Source organism: Bartonella sp. AC130YNZD (assembly GCF_042196865.1).
Lineage (GTDB): Bacteria > Pseudomonadota > Alphaproteobacteria > Rhizobiales > Rhizobiaceae > Bartonella.
The window spans coordinates 63,592-84,962 of the sequence record NZ_JBHIQZ010000006.1 but is presented as its reverse complement, the minus strand read 5'-3'; the positions used below and the strand labels follow the sequence as shown (position 1 = coordinate 84,962).

Annotated in this window: 18 protein-coding genes, 1 tRNA gene and 2 pseudogenes; 15 read left to right on the top strand and 6 right to left on the bottom strand. The window is 34.5% G+C overall.

Annotation, left to right across the window (positions count from 1 at the left end):
• Positions 1-45: 45 nt before the first annotated feature.
• The 4 genes from ACFINU_RS03970 to ACFINU_RS03955 all read left to right on the top strand — a co-directional run bounded on the left by ACFINU_RS03970 (position 46) and on the right by ACFINU_RS03955 (position 2,982).
• Positions 46-621, top strand: a complete 576-nt coding sequence (locus tag ACFINU_RS03970) for a cold-shock protein (protein WP_375618127.1) — start codon at positions 46-48, stop codon at positions 619-621.
• 249 nt (positions 622-870) lie between these two features.
• Complete coding sequence (locus ACFINU_RS03965; protein ID WP_375618128.1) at positions 871-1,383, top strand: DUF192 domain-containing protein; 513 nt, start codon at positions 871-873, stop codon at positions 1,381-1,383.
• The gene (locus ACFINU_RS03960) at positions 1,380-2,153 is read left to right on the top strand and encodes an alpha/beta fold hydrolase (RefSeq protein ID WP_375618129.1); all 774 of its coding nucleotides are present in this window, start codon (positions 1,380-1,382) and stop codon (positions 2,151-2,153) included. Before ACFINU_RS03965 ends, ACFINU_RS03960 begins: the two co-directional genes overlap by 4 nt.
• 616 nt (positions 2,154-2,769) lie before the next feature.
• Entirely contained in the window at positions 2,770-2,982 is a 213-nt protein-coding gene (locus ACFINU_RS03955; RefSeq protein ID WP_375618130.1) for a DUF3126 family protein, read from the top strand.
• Between the two features lie 44 nt (positions 2,983-3,026).
• Here ACFINU_RS03955 and radC read toward each other — a convergent pair whose 3' ends face one another.
• Genes radC through sfsA form a run of 3 tightly spaced genes read right to left on the bottom strand, consistent with a single transcriptional unit; the run spans position 3,027 to position 5,378 of the window.
• Positions 3,027-3,821, bottom strand: coding sequence for a DNA repair protein RadC (gene radC / locus ACFINU_RS03950; protein WP_375618131.1), 795 nt, complete (start codon positions 3,819-3,821; stop codon positions 3,027-3,029).
• Positions 3,822-3,838: 17 nt separating this feature from the next.
• On the bottom strand, positions 3,839-4,669 hold the full coding sequence (map, locus tag ACFINU_RS03945; RefSeq protein ID WP_375618132.1) for a type I methionyl aminopeptidase: 831 nt from the start codon (positions 4,667-4,669) through the stop codon (positions 3,839-3,841).
• A complete protein-coding gene (gene sfsA, locus ACFINU_RS03940) occupies positions 4,662-5,378 on the bottom strand; it encodes a DNA/RNA nuclease SfsA (RefSeq protein WP_375611922.1) in 717 nt (238 codons plus the stop codon). The genes map and sfsA overlap by 8 nt, the downstream gene beginning before the upstream one ends.
• A gap of 302 nt (positions 5,379-5,680) precedes the next feature.
• Between sfsA and ACFINU_RS03935 the strand changes: the two are divergent.
• The 4 genes and pseudogenes from ACFINU_RS03935 (at position 5,681) to ttcA (ending at position 9,266) form a co-directional block, all read left to right on the top strand.
• Positions 5,681-6,518 (top strand): annotated as a pseudogene (locus tag ACFINU_RS03935) (RNA methyltransferase).
• Positions 6,511-7,338: a glutamate racemase gene (murI, locus tag ACFINU_RS03930; RefSeq protein WP_375618133.1), complete on the top strand. Its 828-nt coding sequence runs from the start codon at positions 6,511-6,513 to the stop codon at positions 7,336-7,338. Before ACFINU_RS03935 ends, murI begins: the two are co-directional and overlap by 8 nt.
• A gap of 170 nt (positions 7,339-7,508) precedes the next feature.
• Positions 7,509-8,126: a 30S ribosomal protein S4 gene (gene rpsD / locus ACFINU_RS03925; protein WP_273722651.1), complete on the top strand. Its 618-nt coding sequence runs from the start codon at positions 7,509-7,511 to the stop codon at positions 8,124-8,126.
• Between the two features lie 264 nt (positions 8,127-8,390).
• A complete protein-coding gene (gene ttcA / locus ACFINU_RS03920; RefSeq protein WP_375618134.1) occupies positions 8,391-9,266 on the top strand; it encodes a tRNA 2-thiocytidine(32) synthetase TtcA in 876 nt (291 codons plus the stop codon).
• A gap of 538 nt (positions 9,267-9,804) precedes the next feature.
• On the opposite strand, the gene rimO is transcribed toward ttcA, so the two are convergent.
• On the bottom strand, positions 9,805-11,118 hold the full coding sequence (rimO, locus tag ACFINU_RS03915; protein ID WP_375618135.1) for a 30S ribosomal protein S12 methylthiotransferase RimO: 1,314 nt from the start codon (positions 11,116-11,118) through the stop codon (positions 9,805-9,807).
• Between the two features lie 459 nt (positions 11,119-11,577).
• Positions 11,578-12,282 carry a transcriptional repressor LexA gene (gene lexA / locus ACFINU_RS03910; protein ID WP_375618136.1) on the bottom strand — a complete coding sequence of 235 codons (705 nt, stop codon included), beginning with the start codon at positions 12,280-12,282 and terminating at the stop codon, positions 11,578-11,580.
• Between the two features lie 1,199 nt (positions 12,283-13,481).
• Between lexA and ACFINU_RS03905 the strand changes: the two genes are divergently transcribed.
• Positions 13,482-13,557, top strand: a tRNA-Lys gene (locus ACFINU_RS03905).
• Between the two features lie 87 nt (positions 13,558-13,644).
• Here the strand turns inward: ACFINU_RS03905 and ACFINU_RS03900 are convergent.
• Positions 13,645-13,823 (bottom strand): annotated as a pseudogene (locus ACFINU_RS03900) (integrase); the annotation flags it as partial.
• A 284-nt stretch (positions 13,824-14,107) separates the two neighbouring features.
• On the opposite strand from ACFINU_RS03900, the gene ACFINU_RS03895 reads away from it, so the two are divergent.
• From ACFINU_RS03895 to ACFINU_RS03870, 6 genes are all read left to right on the top strand, one after another.
• Entirely contained in the window at positions 14,108-15,007 is a 900-nt protein-coding gene (locus ACFINU_RS03895) for a septal ring lytic transglycosylase RlpA family protein (protein WP_375618137.1), read from the top strand.
• Positions 15,008-16,095: 1,088 nt separating this feature from the next.
• Positions 16,096-17,259, top strand: a complete 1,164-nt coding sequence (locus tag ACFINU_RS03890; protein ID WP_375618138.1) for a D-alanyl-D-alanine carboxypeptidase family protein — start codon at positions 16,096-16,098, stop codon at positions 17,257-17,259.
• A 28-nt stretch (positions 17,260-17,287) separates the two neighbouring features.
• Positions 17,288-17,932: a dTMP kinase gene (tmk, locus tag ACFINU_RS03885; protein WP_375618139.1), complete on the top strand. Its 645-nt coding sequence runs from the start codon at positions 17,288-17,290 to the stop codon at positions 17,930-17,932.
• Positions 17,929-18,972 carry a DNA polymerase III subunit delta' gene (locus ACFINU_RS03880; RefSeq protein ID WP_375618140.1) on the top strand — a complete coding sequence of 348 codons (1,044 nt, stop codon included), beginning with the start codon at positions 17,929-17,931 and terminating at the stop codon, positions 18,970-18,972. Before tmk ends, ACFINU_RS03880 begins: the two co-directional genes overlap by 4 nt.
• Positions 18,973-19,048: 76 nt before the next feature.
• Entirely contained in the window at positions 19,049-20,608 is a 1,560-nt protein-coding gene (metG, locus tag ACFINU_RS03875) for a methionine--tRNA ligase (RefSeq protein WP_375667370.1), read from the top strand.
• On the top strand, positions 20,598-21,371 hold the full coding sequence (locus ACFINU_RS03870) for a TatD family hydrolase (RefSeq protein WP_375618142.1): 774 nt from the start codon (positions 20,598-20,600) through the stop codon (positions 21,369-21,371). Before metG ends, ACFINU_RS03870 begins: the two co-directional genes overlap by 11 nt.

Genomic DNA, 21,371 nt, shown 5'->3' with positions numbered 1-21,371 from the left:
GAGAATCAATATCGTACAATTTATAAGCTACAGGATCACGTTATTATGACGAGTAAGGATGCATTAAAGGATTGTTCCCCATCTAAGGATAGTATAGGTACTTGTGGGGAGATTATCGAAATCAGTGGTGTCATTAAGTGGTTTGATGGTAGTAAGGGGTATGGATTTATTGTACCTGATTTACCTCATTTTCCCGATATATTATTGCATGTTACGGTAATGCGAAGGGATGGTTTTCAAACAGCTTTAGAAGGAGCTAAAGTCATTTGTGCTGTGGAAAAAACTGAACGAGGGTTAAAGTGCGTTCAGGTGAAATCCATAGATTGTTCTTCAGCAATTCATCCATCAGAAGTTCCTGCCCGTACCCATGTTGTTGTTACTCCAGAAAGTGGACTAGAACGAGCAATTGTTAAATGGTTTAATCGTGACAAAGGATACGGTTTTCTTAGCCGTGGGCAAGGAACAGAAGATATTTTTATTCATATGGAAACATTGCGCCGTTTTGGTTTAGCAGAGCTTCGTTCCGGCCAAGTTGTTCTTGTACGTTTTGGTAAAGGAGAAAAAGGTTTAATGACAGCAGAGATTTATCCGGACATAGGCATTCCTTTAGCTACGCATTGAATTTCACGAGTGAAATCAGTATGTTTTCTATATTTTTAAAGATGATTATTCCGTAAATTGCTATAGAGGTAGATTTTTAAAGAAAATATGGCTCTAGTGAATCCATAAACCAAATGAAGAAAATTTCGCATATTACGTTGAAAGAAACTAGAAAATAACAAGGAAGCAATCCTCTTTTTTTTGACTTTTAAACTCTGGTACTTTTATTTTAGAAACAAAATTTAAAATTTTTCTGTGGTGGAGACAAGAATGTTAAAGCCTTTTAAAAAGGAGCATATTGTTTTATTGGTGATATTTTTTATGTTAGATATGCGTGTTGTTGTAGCAAAGGAGCCCATAGAGATTCCTGTGCATCCAATTCCTTTAGAAATACATACAAAGCAAGGTCCGGTTTTTTATAAGGTAGAGATTGCTTTTACGCCATCTCAAGCAGCAGCTGGTTTAATGTATCGAACTGATTTTCCACGCGATCGTGCAATGCTCTTTAAGCAGCTAAAAAGTTCTCGATCGGGAGATGAGCAGAAAATTTTTATGTGGATGGCAAATACGCCTTTACCTTTAGATATGATTTTCTTAAACTCTGAGGGAATTATTGTATCGATTATTGAAAATACTTCTCCACTTTCAACAAATACCATTTCATCAGAAGTTCCTGCAGCTTTTGCACTTGAAATTAACGCTGGTGAAGTTTCTAAAAAAAAGATACAAAAAGGACAACGTGTTATTCATCCTGTACTTTGTGGAAAGTGCAATAAAAAATGACCGCTGAAGATATTCGTTTTTTTGAATATAATGGTTTGCGATTTGCTTATCGAGAAGAAGGGCAGGGCGCGCCTATTTTGTTGATCCATGGTTTTGGATCTTCTGCACGGGTGAATTGGTATGCAACGGGTTGGTTTCGTATTCTCACTGAAGCAGGATATCGTGTTATTGCTCTTGATAATCGCGGTCACGGAGATTCAGTTAAAAGTTATGATCCTGTCTTTTATACACCTCAAGCTATGGCTGGCGACGCAGTAAAGTTACTGCAGCATTTAGAGTTATCTAAAGCCCATGTTATGGGATATTCTATGGGGGCTCGTATTAGTGCTTTCATGGCTCTTTTGCATCCAACATATGTACACAGTGTTATTTTTGGTGGTTTAGGTATTGGTATGGTGACGGGAGCAGGAAATTGGGAGCCTGTTGCTGAGGCCCTTTTAGCAGAAGATATTTCCACTATTACCAATACGCGCGGTTTAATGTTCCGTAAATTTGCAGATCAAACGAAAAGCGATAGGCGTGCTCTTGCTGCTTGTATCATTACATCAAAACAGGAGTTAACGGTATCTGAAGTTTACAAAATCAAACAACCAGCACTTGTTGCCGTTGGTTCATTAGATGAAATTGGCGGTGATGCAGAGCCATTGGCAGCCTTGTTGCCTTGTGGTGAAGCTTTATCAATTCCTGATCGAGATCATATGCTTGCTGTAGGCGATAAAGTTTATAAAAAAGGCGTTATCGATTTTCTTTCTCGTTATCCTATAAAATAAGAACTTTTCATAGCTTTTAGAATTTACAGAAATACTCAATATTTTTATTTCGTATAAATTGAAAAAAGCTTATTAAAAAATCTTTCTGTTGTGACATAAGTTTTTATAAAAAATGAAAAGAAAAATAAACTCTTATTAGCTTATTTTGTATATTTTTTAGAGACGTAATTCTTCTAAGATTAGATAATTATACTTTAAAGGTTATTAAAAAGAATTATTTTCGAATGATGTAATAAATATTTTTTGCTAAAAAATGTAGTTTTAAATAAAAAAATATTTTTATTTATTTTTTATAAAATAAACAAAATTATAAATTATTGATCAATTTATTCTTACGAATATGCATTTTAAATATAGATGCTAAAATTGGAGATAAAGTAAAATTATTAAAAATATACAGTTTTTTTGCCATTTTTTAATCTATACGGGTATATTTAATAATGATAGACTCCTTTTGTAACCGTTCTTTATGAATGTATAAAGAACGTTGTGAATATATGTAATATTAAGTAAATATTCAGATTATGCTTTTTTACTGACTTTACAGAATCATAAGAGTGTCTTATTTGCACGACACGCAATTATTTTAATCGTTTCAAAAAAACAGGAGAGCATAGTGAATGCTGATGAAATAAAAAAACTTGATAATTATTTTAAAAATATATTCCAAAACTCAGCATTGCAAGTCAGAGCACGTCCTAAAAAGAGTGATTCTTATGAGGTTTATATGGGAGATGAGTTTTTAGGCATTATCTATCGAGATGAAGATGAAGATGAGCTCTCCTATAATTTCTCAATGGCTATATTAGATATTGATTTAGAAAATTGATTCGTTATTCATAGTTGAATGAAGTCTTTTTTATCCCATAAGATTTATATAAGTTTTAACGCTTTAAAACTCGTATGGTTATTTCGTGCAATAATAAGATGGTCATGGATAATAATGCCTAATGCATTTGCTGCATCTTTTAATCTATATGTCATTGTTATATCTGCATTAGAGGGTGTGGAATCGCCAGAAGGGTGATTGTGGACTAAGATAAGTCCTGATGCGGATAACTCTAAAGCTCGAGAAATAACTTCACGAGGATAAACAGGGGTATGATCAATGGTTCCAGTTTGTTGCACCTCATCAGCAAGTAAGCCGTTTTTCTTATCAAGAAACAAAATACGAAATTGTTCACGTGTTTCATGAGCCATAACAGCTTTACAATACGCTAACACTTTATCCCATGATGAAAAAATATCGCGCTTAAACAATTGCGCACGAGCAAGACGTCCAGCAACATCTGAAATAATTTTTAAATCAACTGCAGTAGCGGGACCACATCCTGGAATTTCTTGAAGTCGGTGAATATCCGCTCCCAACACATCAGCTAATGAACCAAAACGTGCTATCAAATTTTTAGCTATGGGTTTTGTGTTTGCACGGGGTATTGTGCGAAAAAGCAATAATTCAAGATATTCATAATCTTCAATTGCATTTCCTTTTGACTTTAAATAACGCTTCCGAAGACGTTCACGATGTCCTTGATAATGTTTATGAAACTGTGCGTTTTTCTGAGGCTCTTCACTTTTTCTTTCTGATACTGGGGTGAGTGGAGAACTCAATGTTAATGCAAAGTGATTACTTTGAGTATCTTCCTTTTGATTTAATTTTTTAGCCATAACATCTCTACATTGCGTTAGGTATGCGAATTTGGAATATAAAAAATATTTTTAGGAGATTGTGTAAATATTTCATACCCTTCATTTGTAACACCAATTGTATGTTCATATTGTGCTGTCAGAGAGCGGTCACGGGTAACAACAGTCCAACCGTCAGATAAAATCTTAACTTGTGGTTTACCAAAGTTAATCATAGGCTCAATTGTAAACATCATACCTTGTTTTAATTCAGCTCCTTCTCCAGGATTTCCATAATGGAGGATATTGGGAGCATCATGAAAAAGCTGGCCGATACCATGTCCGCAAAAATCTCTCACAATTGAACAGCGTTCAGATTCTGCATACTGTTGAATAGCTGCCCCAATATCACCTGTCGTTGCTCCAGGCTTAACGACAGCGATTCCTTGCATAAGACTTTCATAGGTTATTTTTAGCAAGCGTTCTGCTGCACGCCTAATTTTTCCAACAGGATACATTCGGCTTGAATCCCCATGCCAACCATCAAGGATAAAGGTTACATCAACATTTACAATATCACCTTCTTGCAAAGGTCTTTTATTGGGAATGCCATGGCAGACAACGTGATTGATAGATGTACAGCATGAATGGCTGTATCCATGATAATTTAGATCAGCAGGAAGTGCTCCTCGCTTAGCTCCAAAAATAAATACAAAATCATCTATTTCTTGCGTAGTAACGCCTGGCTTAATGATATCTGTAAGCGCATCAAGGCATTCTGCAGCAATACGACCAACTTCACGCATTTTAGCAAAAGCATAATCATCGAAAATGCGGATTTTTCCATTAAATTTTAAAGGGATTTTATTATATTCGATATACTCAGTCATTGTTTCTTCTATTTTCTATTTTTACTCTCTGAATCGGAAAAATGCCTTCTACACTTACATGACACTTTACAGCATAACATTCTACTCCTGATTTTAATGCTAAATCAAACTTACGTCCATAGAGTGGATCAAGATCATGACAAATTGTAAAAGCTGAGCAATCTTCTCGTTGAATAATATAAAGCATAGCAGCTCGTTTTCCTTGTTGTACAACTCCTATGAGCTCATCAAGGTGACGTGCACCACGTTTTGTTTCGCTATCAGGAAATTCTGCTAATCCTTTCTGACGAATAAAATGAACATTTTTGACTTCTAGGTAACAATCAGGAAGAATGTCATCACGTAAAAGAAAGTCAATTCGTGATTGTGTCCCATAGCGTTGTTCTTTTAAAATTGTTTTATATCCATTTAATTCTGGTAGTAATCCGTTTTGAATTGCTTCTAACGCAAGTTTATTGGGTAAAGAAGTATTAATGCCAACCAAAGTATTATCGGCTTCAATAATTTCTAATTGATAGGCATATTTTCGTTTGATGTTGTTATGATAAGAAAGCCAAATATTGGTGTTGAAAGCTGTTAATCCAAGCATTGATCCTGTATTAGGTACAGACACGGTGAGGACATGCTGATCATCTTGTTGAACATCCGCAAGAAAACGTTTATAACGACGGATAAGCTTTGCAGGAAAAAGTTTGGGAATAAAGTGCATATCCCTTTTTTAGGATTTATGATTTCATAATTCAACTGAGATTATGATTTATAGGGGCTGTTCCCTATTAAAAAAGATAAAATTGATGTAAAAAACGCTACGATATCTTATATAAATTGTTATAAATTCCATCGTTCACTTTAATGGCTTTTAAAATTTATTATTAGGTTTAGAAACTATTATCTTTGAATGAAAAGATAGATTATCTATAATTTATTATTAAACAGCATTAGAGTATTGTGAAAAAGGTTTCGTAAAAATAGTGGAGAGGGAGATAGTTTAAGTGAAACTAGGTAAAATTGATGGCAGGAACGAATAGGAATCGTGAAAATTTAACAAATGGTCCCATTATTATTTTAGTTGAACCGCAGCTTCCTGAAAACATTGGTATGGTCGCAAGGGCAATGGCAAATTTTGGGCTTTCTAAGCTTCGATTAGTCAAACCTCGAGAAATGTTTCCAAATGAAAAAGCTAGAGCTGCTGCAAGTAAAGCTGATCATGTCATTAACAATGCTGTAATTTTTAACACATTGCGTGATTCAATTGCAGATTTACACTATGTTTTTGCCACAACAGCACGTGAAAGATGTGGATTTAAAACTGTAAAAAGTGCTGTCGAAGCAGCAAGCGTATTACGTCAGCGTGAAAGTATCGGACATAAGACCGGGATTGTCTTTGGAAGAGAGAGATGGGGACTAGAAAATAATGAAATCAGCCTTGTTGATGAAATTATTACTTTTCCAGTTAATCCTGCTTTTGCGTCACTTAATATTGCGCAAGCGGTTCTTTTAATGTCTTACGAATGGATGAAAACTGGTTTAGAGAATGTCAGCGATACGGCATTTCGTGCAGCAGAGATGGAACCTGCAAATAAAACAATATTCCATGGTTTTTTATCTCAGTTAGAAGAGGCTTTGAATATCCGTGGGTATTTTAGACCACCAGAACGTAAAGAAGTAATGCTTGCAAATTTGCGCTCTGTTTTTACGCGCGCTAACTTTAGTGAACCTGAGGTTCGTTTATTGCGAGGCATTATATCTTCTTTGGATCATTTTTCGCCACAATATCCACGGGGGAGTAGAGCACCGGAAGAGCGTGATCGTAAAAAAATTAAAAATAAGTGTGAAAACTAATGGATGAACGAGCTGTTCTTTTTTTTGATAGCGGTATTGGTGGTTTAACAGTGTTCAGGGAAGCGCGTATTCTTATCCCTGACATGCAATTTATCTATGTTGCTGATGATGCAGGATTTCCTTATGGAAATTGGAAAGAAAATATTTTAAAAGAGCGTATTTTGAAGATTTTTACAAATCTTTTAACACGTTACAATCCAGCTTTATGTGTGATTGCTTGCAACACTGTTTCTACACTGATGATAGCAGATTTACGACAGAATTTTCCTCATGTCCCTTTTGTAGGAACGGTTCCTGCAATTAAATCAGCTGCTGAACAAACAAAATCTGGTTTTATTTCCGTATTAGCGACTCCTGGAACAGTTAAACGTGCTTATACAAATGAATTAATTAACTCTTTTGCTGGACAGTGTCATGTTCAGCTTGTGGGAAGTAAAAAGCTGGCTGGACTTGCTGAAGATTATTTACGGGGAAAATCTATCGATTCAGAAGAGTTAAGAAAAGAAATCCTGCCATGTTTTGTGGAAAAAAATGGACAATATACGGATGTTATTGTTTTAGCCTGCACACATTATCCTTTTTTGATTAATTTCTTTCGTGAACATGCTTTATGGTCCGTTGAGTGGATTGATCCGGCGAAAGCGATCGCCAAACATATCAGATCTTTATTACCATTGTCGGAAAAGATACACCATCAATATATAAAAAAATATCAAGATTTTGCGTTGTTGACATCGAAAAATATCACTTCTTTAACGGAAAATTTGTTTAAAGGATTTGACTTAAAACTCATGAAAGGAGTTGACTTTGGGTTACGAGACCAATAATGATGATCTAGTTATTTTTTCAAGAAAATAGCATTAATTGACGTGTCCCGTGAATAACTTTGCATATTGATATGTTAAGGTATTCTGTCAGTCTTTAGTATTTAAAGGCAGAGGAGGGCGCGTTTCCTTGGGATCTTAAGATCTCGTATTTTATTTTATAAGGAAATGCGATGAGTAAACGCGAAACAACAAAGTATAAAATTGACCGTCGTATGGGAGAAAATATTTGGGGGCGTCCAAAATCTCCTGTCAATCGTCGTGATTATGGTCCAGGTCAGCATGGACAGCGTCGTAAAGGAAAACTTTCTGACTATGGGGTGCAGTTACGTGCTAAACAGAAATTGAAAGGGTTTTATGGAGATATTTCAGAAAAACAATTTCATAAAACCTATGAAGAGGCTGCTCGTCGACGGGGAGATACTGGTGAAAACCTTATCGGTCTGTTAGAATCACGTTTGGATGCTGTTGTTTATCGTGCAAAATTCGTACCTACGATTTTTGCTTCTCGCCAATTTATCAATCACGGTCATGTTAATGTCAATGGGCGGCGCACAAATATTCAATCTTATCGTTGTAAACCAGGTGATGTTATTGAGGTTCGGGAAAAATCGAAACAACTTGTTTTAGTGTTAGAATCAGTGCAATTGGCAGAACGTGATGTCCCTGATTATATTGAAGCAGATCATAAACAGATGAAAGCAACCTTTACACGTATTCCTGCTTTTGCAGATGTTCCTTATGCTGTGCAAATGGAACCTAATCTGGTTGTTGAATTTTATTCTCGATAATTTTCTGTAAGAGAAATTGTTTCTCTCTTCTATTATGATAATTTCAAAGTATTGTGTTATTTTTACAATATTTGAAATTAATAAGTTATTTTTGTAAATGGTTCTATATTAAGTTTATCACTATGTTTTATAGTCATAAATTTGTATAGTTCCATTTCTTTTTTTGTGTATCTAATTTATAAATTCAAAAAACATAAATGTAAGCTTGCTTTAATATTTTTTTATCTTTGCAAAATGAGCGTTACTTATGCAGGATATGATATTATGAATGATGTTTCAGTTGAATATCAGGCAATAGAAGAAAACCAAGGGAGAGATGATCCTTTAATAAGCGAAGCAGATAATTGTCATCCAATGTTTCGTGTTGCTCCTTCAAGCGTAGAATTTAATAAATTACGCAAACGACTTTTACGTCATATGCGACAAGCTTTGGATGATTTTTCTATGCTCTCTACAGGAAAAAAATGGCTTGTTGCTTTATCGGGTGGAAAAGACTCTTATGGTTTATTAGCGCTTCTTTTAGACTTAAAGTGGCGAGGTCTTTTATCCGTTGAAATTCTTGCCTGTAATCTTGATCAAGGGCAACCAGGATTTCCTAAACATATTCTTCCAGATTTTTTAAGTTCTTATAAAATTCCATATCGTATTGAATATCAGGATACTTATTCCATTGTTACAGATAAATTGGCAGAGTCGCAGACATATTGTTCACTTTGTTCTCGATTACGACGCGGTAATCTCTATCGTATTGCACGTGAAGAGGGATGTTCGGCATTAGTTTTAGGTCATCATCGTGATGATGTTTTAGAAACATTTTTTATGAATTTGTTTCACGGTGGACGATTAGCTGCCATGCCTGGAAAACTTAAAAATGATGAAGGAGATCTTTTTGTATTACGTCCTCTTGTTTATGCTGCTGAGGAAGATATGGAAAAGTTTTCTCAAGAAATGCAATTTCCAATTATTCCTTGTAATCTTTGCGGTAGTCAAGATGGATTACAACGTAATGCAATGAAAGAAATGCTGAAAAATATAGAAAGACAAATGCCAGGACGTAAAGATACGATGATTCGTTCTTTAACAAATGTACGCCCAAGTCATTTGCTTGATAAGAAATTCTTTGATTTTAAAACGTGTTAATAAAAATTAGATATTTAAAAAAATAAGTTCAAATAATTTACGATAAGATACTTATTTATAATGATAATTTATTGTTTTTAATTTAAATACCGTCAGATTGTTTTGTTTCAAATTCTCTTATATTGCATCTATAAAAAACATCTGCCTGCATATCACAAAGGAAATTCTTGTGTGCATAAAACACTCTTGAAAAAAGTTTCCTTTCACTAACCAATGACTGTCGTAATATGAAAAATGGGAAAATAGTACGGTTGTCGATTTGCTCTTTTGTTAATTAAAAATGGTGAACCTTGTGGATTTTATTCTTTTGCGCCGCCGTCACCGCCATTTAAAGCTCATTTAAGGCATTAAATTAAGAGAATATATAACTGCTTGGTATTTTGGGAGTGTATAGCAAACATTCAGAGCAAGGATTGCTCGTAAATTCTCATGAAGTAAGCTATATAAGTGATCAAGTTCGATTGTGAGTAGCTGATCTTTTTATAAACCGATGCTAATAGAAATCTTCATCATTGAGGACAGGGAAGGAGTTAAATTTTTAAACTGCTATACCATAAAGGTCATAGGCATCCGATTGTTCGATTTTAACGGTGACAAATTCACCAACACGCAGTGGGCGTCGTGATGATATATGGACAACACCATCTATTTCTGGAGCATCGTACTGACTACGTCCTTTGGCAACTTTTCCTTGACTTTCATCGATAAGCACTCGGAGTCTTTTTCCAATTTTTTTCTTTAAAAGATGTGTAGAAATTTGTTGTTGTCTTGCCATAAAACGATGCCAGCGGTTTTCTTTCACCTCTTCAGGAATATTTTCTAATCCCAAATCATTTGCGGCAGCTCCTTTTACTTCTTCATATTTAAAGCACCCCGCGCGTTCAATTTTTGCTTCTTCTAGCCATTCTAGAAGTATATTAAAATCTTCATTCGTTTCACCAGGAAAACCAACGATAAATGTTGATCGCAAAGTAAGATCTGGACATATTTTCCGCCATTTTTCAATTCTACGGTTTGTTTTTTCCATAAGTGCGGGACGCTTCATGTGATGCAAAACAGTCGGTGATGCATGCTGAAAAGGTATATCCAGATAAGGAAGAATTTTTTTTGCAGCCATAAGTTCGATAACTTCATCAACATGGGGATAAGGATAAACGTAATGCATACGTACCCAAATACCCATATCGCCTAGTTCACGACAAAGATCAAAGAATTTCGTTTTGATTGTACGATCTTTCCAAGAATTTTCGAGATATTTAAGATCAACACCATAAGCACTCGTATCTTGTGAAATAACCAAAAGTTCTTTTACACCCGCTTGCACGAGTTTTTCAGCTTCACGAAGAACATCGCTGATGGGACGTGAAGTGAGATCACCACGCAAAGTAGGGATGATACAAAAACTACACCGATTAGAGCATCCTTCAGAAATCTTTAAGTAGGCGTAATGGCGAGGTGTTAAACGAATACCTTGGGGAGGAACTAAATCAAGAAAAGGATCATGAACAGGAGGAATTGCTGTATGAACAGCTTCTATAACGCTTTCATAAGCTTGCGGTTTTGTAATAGCCAATACATTAGGATATGTTTGGCGAATAGCATCAGGATCAGCACCAAGACACCCTGTTACAATAACTTTTCCATTTTTTTTAAGAGCTTCATCAATATTGGCTAATGATTCTCTTCTTGCCGAATCAAGAAAACCACAGGTATTCACAATAACGACATCAGCTCCTTGATGTTGACGTGAAATATCATACCCTTCAGAGCGAAGGCGTGTAATAATTCGCTCAGAATCTACGAGTGCTTTTGGGCATCCGAGGGAGACAAAACTAATACGAGGTGCTACCATGATGATCCTACAATTACTATGAATGATTGAGTTACGCTTTTATTAACTTAAAAATAATGTTCTTTATTTTTATACCTATGCAATACAATCTGTTACAAAGTTATTTGATTTTTTTCTACAAAATTTTATATGTTTTTATGCATGCATACAATTTTGTCTTATTATATCGTAAAATTCCGTCATTGAGGATGATGATATAAGGCTGCTTCCTTCAAAGCATTTAAGTTCTTTTCAAAGTACGTGGTGAAATTTTAAAACTTACTTGTCAAGCCTTGCGTAAGAGAAGGGCATGAGGGGAAGGTGAAAGTGAAACCCGCTCGATAAGGATCTGGATTGTTTATAAACCTAATTGGGGGCATCCTTTGGCTGTGGAGAAGAAGTCAATTGCGTGTGGCACAATAAAAAAATACTCAACAGCTTCTTACTGCGATATCTATCGCGTACTATAAGGTTTATTTTTTAATATTTGCGAATAAGACCGGTAAGTTTGCCTTGTATTTCTACACGCTCGGATTCGTATGTCCGTACTTCATAATGAGGATTTGCGGCTTCTAATGCAATAGAAGCTCCTTTGCGTCGATAACGTTTTAATGTGGCTTCTTTTTTATCAATAAACGCAACAATAATTTCACCTGTTATTGCTGTATTTTGACGTTTCACAATGATCGTATCTTTATCAAGGATACCAGCCTCCATCATAGAATCATCTTTAACTTCTAATGCGTAGTGCTCACCTGTATTAACCATATCGAGTGGAAGAGAAAGGCTGTTTATTTGTTGCAGTATAGCAGAGGCGGGTACGCTTGCAGAAATACGTCCCATAATAGGAATGGTGATATTTTTTTCTTCTTCTTCATCAAAGGCACTCAAGCTTTTTGATATTTCTCTTTTCTTTCTTTCTATCATACTGGGAGAAATTTTACGTGCTAAAGAAAGGTTAAATGTTATTTTTTCAGGGAGTCGAATCACCTCCACAGCACGAGCACGATTGGGCAAGCGACGTATAAAACCTCGTTGTTCTAAGGCTATAATGAGCTTATGAATACCAGACTTTGAAGAAAGTTCTAATGCATTTTTCATTTCTTCAAAAGAAGGAGGAATACCAGTTTCTTTTATATGGTTATGAATAAACAAGAGTAGCTCATATTGTTTACATGTTAACATTCAATATTCCAATCAAAATAATAAAAATTAGTAAATTAAAAATACATGTATATATAGCACTTTTACAATTTCTATCGCCAAATCAAATTTATTTTCTTTGTTTTTGATCTTATCATTTAATAAATCAATATTTTTATTTATAGATATATTTAAATTATTATTTATATACTGTATATATACATTAATATTAAATAATGTATAAATATACTTTATAGTTCTGACTGAATTATACAACACTAAATTTTGTGACTAGTATTATCCTTTTCTTCTAAAAATATATCTACGTATTTTGTAAATTTTGATATAAAAAAGTTAACTAGAGGGCATTCTATATATTCAGAACACTTAAAATCATTTTGCATACTGCATATTATTTCTGCTTTTTTATTCTTAGTAAAATTATCTACAGCTCTAATAGTGAGCATAATTTGTAGTCATTCGGGATATTTTCAATGAGACTAAATTTTGCTTCATATCTACTTTATTCTATAGGATAAATTGGCTTTTGTTATTATTCATTATACATGAACAAAAATCATACTCTCAAAGCCATTGTTGCTCATTGTTCCATTTTCAAGTCTAACGTGTCAACCGCTATATACTATTTTCATGCCCCCTAATATTGCAATAATTTTTGGTTATTGAAAGGAGGCATAAAAGGTATTTTCATTTCTTTTTTATAGTTTTATTCTCTCACTTATATCGGTCAAGAAAATGCTTTTTATTGTTTCAATATAAAAAAGATTTGAAATGAAAAAAACTTACAATATTTGAGACTTTTCACTCAAGTGAAAAATGATAAATTATTATATTATCTTATAAAGCTGTATTCATATTTGAAAATTGAACATTAAAATATAAAGATATAAAAATAATATTATAATAAAAGGTATTTTTTCTTCTCTACCCATTATGCTCAACAACCCATGTGAGGGGAAGGGGGGGCTTTCTCATAATTTTAACGCTTCGAATCTATGCAATATTTTGCAGTAAAATTTTTCCTTTATTGAAACTTCAAAAAGAAGATTAAAGAGTACTTATACAATGATGAAGTAAAGGGGCGAAAACGGAAAATTATTGATAACTGAAGAAAATAATAATATTTTTTTCCAAAAGGTGTTGACCAAATGGAAAGTCAACCGTATGTTCCCTTCACTTTCTGCAAACTAGATAGTATGCAAACTAGATAGCTTGTGAGAGAGCGCGTAGCTCAGCTGGTAGAGCAACTGACTTTTAATCAGTAGGTCCAGGGTTCGAATCCCTGCGCGCTCACCAAATTTAAGTAATATCAATAGGCTATAAAAAATTTAAGAATCTTTTTGTTTTGATTCTTTTTGAAGTTTTTATTGATTCTATAGTCTGTCATTTTCTATCAGCTGTTTTGGAATAGAGCGATGCTATACTGTCTCCTTTCCAACAAAAAAGAGCTTTAAGCTTACGGATAGGGTTGTACCTGCGTTGGCAGCACATGTGGTTTCTAATTTTCTCAATCCATAGGTGTTTTTTTTAATACCCACTGCATTACATGATTCGCAAAACAGTTGCTAAAATCACCACTTATTCACACTTATATTATGAAATGAATTTTCTATAAGATATTGATTTGTTTAACTTTTAATCTTTTTAATATCTACTAGACTACATTTATTTCGTATGAAAACCATAAAAAGGTTAACAATACGTTAATTTCTTGGTAAAAGGGGCCAATTCAAGAGTGGTATATACGCGAGGGGAATCATTTAAAAACGTAAATTCTTCCGTTGCGTACAAAAAGCGTGACGTGGTTTTTACAGTAGTACTTAACAGAAATAAGTGGACTGAATAGATGCCTTCAAATAGAAAAAAGAAAATTATTTTTATGATTAAACCAACATTTCAATTGTTTTCTATGATTATCATTTCTCAGTCACTGGTATCTTGTTGCGCAAGCCAAACTATGAATTTTTCAATAAAAGATTCCTATCACAATAAACCAATTAACGTAAACACTTCTGTACTACCTCAACAAGTCTCCAATAAGAGGAATCAATCGGAAGAAAAAAAGCGTGGACGAGTGATTGTTGGTAAACCTTATCAAATAAAAGGAAAGTGGTATTATCCTCAAAGTGATCCAACTTATAAACGTGTTGGCGAAGCATCTTGGTATGGTTCAGATTTTCATGGACGTTTAACTGCCAATGGTGAAATTTATGACATGAATCTTTTGACTGCTGCTCATCCTACAATGCCTTTACCTAGCTATGCTCGTGTTACTAATTTGAAAAATGGATCTTCAATCGTTGTTAGAGTGAATGATCGCGGACCTTTTATGAAAGACAGAATCATTGATTTATCAAGGCAAGCTGCGACAATACTGGGGTATGTAGATAGGGGGGTCGCAGATGTTAAAGTAGAATATATTGCTGAAGCACCTGTTGGCTATTATGATGGTGCATATTTAATGTCCTCTTATACTCCTGGAAATGCTGCCCCATATTCATTAGCGTCGGAAAATGTTGCGAAAAAAAGAGAAACTGTTTTGTTAAAAGAGCAGCGCAATACAGGGAACAAAAAAGAATTAGCTAAAGCAGCTGCTGTTAAACAAGAACAACGTAATAAAACTGTTGCAGTTAAATTGCCAGAAATTGGTCCTATCATGGTTGATAAGCCGATACCATTCGATCAAGTTGCTTCTATAAATAAGCTAAACAAAAAAACAAAGGTTAATTGGCTACAACTGTTTTAAGAAAAAATGCATTGATTTTTTATCTATATAATTTTCTAGTAAAAAAGGTAAGAAATTACGGATTTAGTGTAGGATTTTTATCTTAAAGCGCGTTGTCCTTTTCAAAAAGCGTGGTTGGGTGCTATTATTATAAATTCAGTACGGACTTTCCACCCCATTGCTGGTCTATTCGTCGTTTTATGATATTGCTTGCTTAATAAAGCGTGTACTTTTCTTGCTGTAATAGCTTTTGCTAGACGAAGGTAAATTATTGTGTCAAGTCTGTTTGTGTAATCTCTAAAACAACTGTACAATCGATTTTAGAGGAATAAAAATCTTAACAAGTAAAAAATATTTTCTTTTGATTCGTCCTTGCATCTTTCTAAAGTATCTACGGTAATATCTTATGAAAAGATTATGCATTATCTCATGCTTTTGTTTATCATGTTCTTTAATGGAGTAAGTTCCCTCACGAAAAACAGAGCGTCTCAAACAAAATACACTTACATTGCCAATTCATGGACTTATTTAAAAGAGACATACTTTAACACGCTACAAGTCTATTTTACGACAGCGCCTGTGAATGGTATAACTGTTAACGCCTTTAGACATCAGCATCTTTACACTTATGAAGATATAAATCGACACCATCATACACTTTGCAAGTCCCCAATGTTTTGTGCGATAATTCTTAACACTTGAGAGGTTGATAAGAAGTATTTTTACTCTCTTTTTTAATAATTTTTATCCATATACGAACCCTACTTATGACCCGTAAGTAAGCGATTTTTAATGAATTCAATATGAGAAGAGGGGATGAGAGAATCTTGTAGTATTTTGAGTTAGCTTCAATTTTAAAATGATAATTTATCATAACAAATCAAAATACTATCAATAAAAATAGGAAAAAATCTTTTGTCTCTCATACATTTAAAATATTAAACTGAACCTACATAGAAGATAAAAAACGTGTCATATTATTTTTTCTAAAGTTAAATGAAAATAAAATCTTTTTATGAGTTGTAAATAATTCCTCAATTTTCAGAAATCAAAAAGTTTTTTCCTATATAAGATTCTTTATGTTGATCTTTGGGATGGGAGGAGCAGCTATGTATACAGCATTAAGGATCTTATTGATATTATGGGGAGTATTGGCATTTGATACGTGGGGGAGAGCACAAGATTTTCAAATTCCCGCATCCCAATTATTATTACTCGATGATGATACAGAGACAGTACTCTATGAAAAACAAAGTGCTATTCCTTTTTTTCCTGCTTCATTAGTAAAATTGATGACAGCAGAAGTTGTATTTCATCAATTAAAAAAAGGATTATTAAAAAGTACGCAGAAATTTAAGGTCAGTGAAAATGCTTGGCGCAAGGGTGGAGCACCTTCTGGTACAACCACTATGTTTGCAAAGATAAAAACAGAAATCAGTGTTTCTGATCTGTTGCGTGGTTTAATTATTGTCAATGGAAATGATGCTGCTATTATTCTTGCTGAAGGAATATCAGGACATGAAGATCATTTTGTAAAACTGATGAATCAGCGCGCAAAAATGATTGGATTATCTCAGAGTCATTTTGTTAATGCAACAGGGCTACCCGAAGAGGGACAATTTGTAACTGTGCGTGATATGATTATATTAGCACGTCATATTGTTCAGGAATATCCGGATTATTATGCACTTTATTGTGAGTCTCATTTTACATGGAATAATATTTTTCAACGTAACAAAAACCCTCTTATTTCTAAGGAAATTGGTGTAGAAGGATTTGGTTTTGGTTACAGTGAAAAAGAAGGTTTTTCAATGGTTGCCACTATTTCTAAAAATCATCGACGTCTTTTTTTAGCAATCAATGGTTTGCAAGATGGTAAAAAATATACAAAAGAAATAGAACGCATTCTTCAATGGGGAATGACGGCTTTTGATCTCAAAACGATTTTCACAAAAGAAGAAATAGTTGGTCGTGCTGCTGTTTATGGTGGTAAGAAAAATTTTGTTCCACTCATTGTTAAAACACCAATAAGTTTTATGCTTTCGAATGAAAAAAAAGTAAATGTTAAAGCAAAAATTAAATATCATGGTCCATTGAAAGCTCCCATCGTTTCTGGGCAATCAGTTGGCGTTATTCAAATTTTAGAAGATAAAAAGGTTCTTCTGGAAAAACCAGTTTTTGCCGGAATGAATATTCAGGAAGGAAGTTTCTTTGCAAAAGTAAAAAATGCATTCTATGAAATAACAATTGGATGGTTACGGAAATATTTATAGTTACGCGCTAATAAGGTTAAGGTCATACGTGTCAGGTTATTTTATTACATTCGAAGGAGGGGACGGGGTAGGGAAAACGGTGCAGATTTCTTTACTTGCTGAGTCTCTCTCTCACCAAGGTTATGATGTTGTCACAACACGAGAACCAGGAGGAACGCCAGGAGCAGAAGCAATCCGGCATATTTTGTTGTCGGGGCAGGCGCGACAGTATGGACCGTTGATTGAAGCTGTTTTGTTTACAGCTGCACGTATCGACCATGTTACTGAGGTTATCGCACCTTCTTTGCAAAAAGGTAAAATCGTTTTATGTGACCGCTTTATTGATTCTACACGCGTTTATCAAGGACTCAATAATAGAGTCAGTTCTTCTTTTCTTTCTGTTTTAGAGTGTATTGCGCTCAATGGTATTTTGCCTCATTTAACATTTTTATTAGATATGCCAGCAATGTGTGGTATGAAGCGTGCAAATTTGCGAAGAAAAAAAACAGAAGAAATTGATTATTTTGAAAAAGATCAGTTGGAAATTCAAGAACAAAGGCGTCAGGCTTTTCTTCAATTGGCCAAACAAGAACCCCATAGATTTCGAGTCATTGATGCTACTAGCTCAGTAGAAGCTATTGCTCATCAAATAAAAAATATTTGTCATCAGGTATTGTTGGATCAGCTTTCATGAGTAATTTCAATACCTTATGCCAATATGATGATATTGATACAATTTTATCACCATCTCAGAACAATGTTATCTTTGGTCATGAGGATGTGCGTCATTTTTTGACACAAATGCTTAAAGAAGAGCGTTTGCATCATGCATTATTATTTGAAGGAGAATATGGGATTGGAAAGGCTACATTAGCCTTTCATCTTGCTTGGAACATTTTAAGTTTTCAACAGAGTGCTTTCTTGAAACCTGATCCTTATTCCACCCCATGGCGCCAAATTACACAAGGAAGTCACCCTGGTCTTTTGTATATTTCACGTCGATTTGATGTGAAAACGCAAAAGTTTAAAACAAGAATACTCGTTGATGATATCCGTGATATTATGCATTTTTTAAGCCGAACATCACAAGATAATGGATGGCGTATTGTTATTATTGATTCTGCAGATGATATGAATAGAAATGCAGCGAATGCAATTCTCAAAATACTTGAAGAACCACCTACAAAAACGTTATTTGTTATTATCGCACATTCTTCAGGAAAATTACTTCCAACAATCCATTCACGGTGTCAAAAAATTTCTTTTCGTCCGTTGAATAACGATGAAATGAAAAAAGTTATTACACATATTTTCGCCCATCAGGATTTACCTGATGAAAAAACAATTGAAATGATTATTAAAAAATCTAAAGGAAGCCCTCGAAAAGCCGCTTTACTTATTTCCCATGGCGGTCTTGAAATTATTAAAACAATTGATGTTCTCCTAGAGAAACCTGTTTGTAACGCAACAATTGTACATACTCTTGCACAAACATTTTCATCTGCTTCCTCTACATTTCAATTTCAACAATTTTGTGATGAAATTCTTAATAAAATTCAAAAAAAAGCTATCATGCTCGTTGAAAAGGGAGACTTATTTCTCTCAAAAAAATATGCGGAAAAATGGCAGGAGATTCATCAAGAAATAGAGGAAATACAACTGTTTAATCTCGATAAAAAGCAGTTTGTTATTAACTTACTTTTTAAAGTTCATAAGATCATTCATGAGAATTAGTTTTTCCGTGACAATGCGATGAACAAACGTTATGTCATAATATCTTCTATTTATAGCGTTTTACAACGAGTATGACATGCGTGACACATATTACATAACAACTCCCATTTTTTATCCTAATGGTGCTCCACATATTGGACATGCTTATAGTGCCATTGCAAGCGATGTTTTAGCCCGCTTTCAACGGTTAAACGGAAAAAATGTATTTTTTCTTTCTGGTACAGATGAGCATGGTCTCAAGATGCAACAAACCGCAGCAGCATTAGGCATATCACCTCAGCAACTTGCAGATCGTAATAGTGCGGTATTTCAAAAAATGCTTGCGGTATTAAATTGTTCTAACGATGATTTTATCCGTACGACAGAAGAACGCCATTATCAAGCTTGTCAAGAAATTTGGAAAAAGATGGAAGCAAATGGCGATATTTATCTCGGTCGTTATACGGGGTGGTATTCGATTCGCCAAGAAGCCTATTATGAAGAAAAAGATACGGAAATTGGAACAGACAACATCCGTCGTGAAAAAGAATTAGGCTCTCCAGTTGAATGGAATGAAGAAGAAAGTTATTTTTTTAGACTTTCTCATTATGAAAAGGCTCTTCTTGAATATTATGAAAAACATCCTGATTTTATTGCTCCATTTGAGCGGCGTAATGAAATTATAAGTTTTATCAAATCAGGTTTAAAAGATATCTCTATTTCACGCGCAAGTTTTAACTGGGGAATTGCTGTTCCTGAGAATCCAAAGCACGTGATGTATGTCTGGGTTGATGCGCTTACAAATTATCTATCAGCAATAGGTTTTTTCAATGAAAATTCAAAAAAACGTGATTTTTGGCCTGCAAATACGCATATTATTGGTAAGGATATTATTCGTTTTCATGCAGTCTATTGGCCGGCATTTTTAATGTCTGCTGGAATTGAATTGCCTAAAAATATTTTTGCACATGGTTTTTTACTTAATCGTGGCGCAAAAATGTCAAAATCTATTGGAAATGTCGTTGATCCTTTTGAAATGGTTGATCACTATGGTCTTGATCAGGTCCGTTATTTCCTTCTCCGTGAAGTGCCATTCGGACAAGATGGTAGTTATAGTCATGAAAGCCTTGTGAACCGTATTAATGCTGATCTTGCTAACGATCTTGGTAATTTAGCACAGCGCTGTTTGTCTATGATTGCCAAAAATTGTAATGCACAAGTCCCGAAACCAGCTTCATTTTTAGCTCAAGATAAACAGCTTTTAGAACAATCTCTTCAAGTACTTGAAACTGTACACCAAGCTATGTCTTCTTATAGTATGCATTTAGCACTTTCAGCTATTTTTTCAATTGTAGCAGATGCCAATCGCTATTTTGCCAACGAACAACCTTGGAGTTTACGTAAAAACGATCGAGAGCGATTTTCTACAGTTCTTTATATAACTGTAGAAATCTTGCGGAGAATAGGAATTATGCTTTTGCCTTTCATCCCCCAATCAGCAGCGAAACTTCTTGATAGCCTTGCGGTTGCTGAAGATAATCGGTTATTGTATCATATAAGTCATTCAAAAATTCAAGAAGGGCTTGATCTTCCACCACCAGAACCAATTTTTCCTCGTTATATCTTGAAGAAAGAAGATACTCATCATGTTGATTGATACACATTGTCATCTTGATTTTGAAGACTTTTCACAAGATTTGGATAATGTTATCCAACGGGCTTTAGATGCTGACGTTAAACGTATGATAACAATTTCAACCCATGTTCATAAGTTAGATAAACTGTTAGCCATTGCGCAAAGCTATGATCAAGTCTTTTGTTCCGTTGGAACACACCCCAATCACGCGCATGAAGAACAAAATATTACAGCGGAAGAGCTTATACAGCTCTCGAATCACCCTAAAATTGTTGCGTTTGGGGAAGGAGGCCTTGATTATCATTATGATTACTCTACACCAGAAGAGCAAAAGAAAGTTTTTCAAGAACATATCATTGCTTCTCGAGAAACACAGATTCCTCTTGTTATACATTCACGCAATGCCGATATCGATATGGAGAAAATATTACGTGAACAGATAAAAGAAGGAGCTTTTCCCTTTATCCTTCATTGTTATTCGTCTGGAATGCAACTTGCTCGTGCTGGAATTGAACTTGGTGGTTATATTTCTTTTTCGGGTATTCTTACTTTTAAAAACGCACTTGAAATCCGTGAAATAGCAAAAATTGTGCCCCATGAGCATTTGTTAGTGGAAACAGATGCTCCATTCTTAGCACCTAGTCCCCATCGGGGCAAAACAAATGAACCATCTTTTGTATGTTATACAGCAGCTGTTTTGGCTGAAACAATTGGCTTAAGCATTGAAGAAATAGCTCAAATAACAACGCGTAATGCTTTTCGTTTATTTAGCAAAATGAAATAA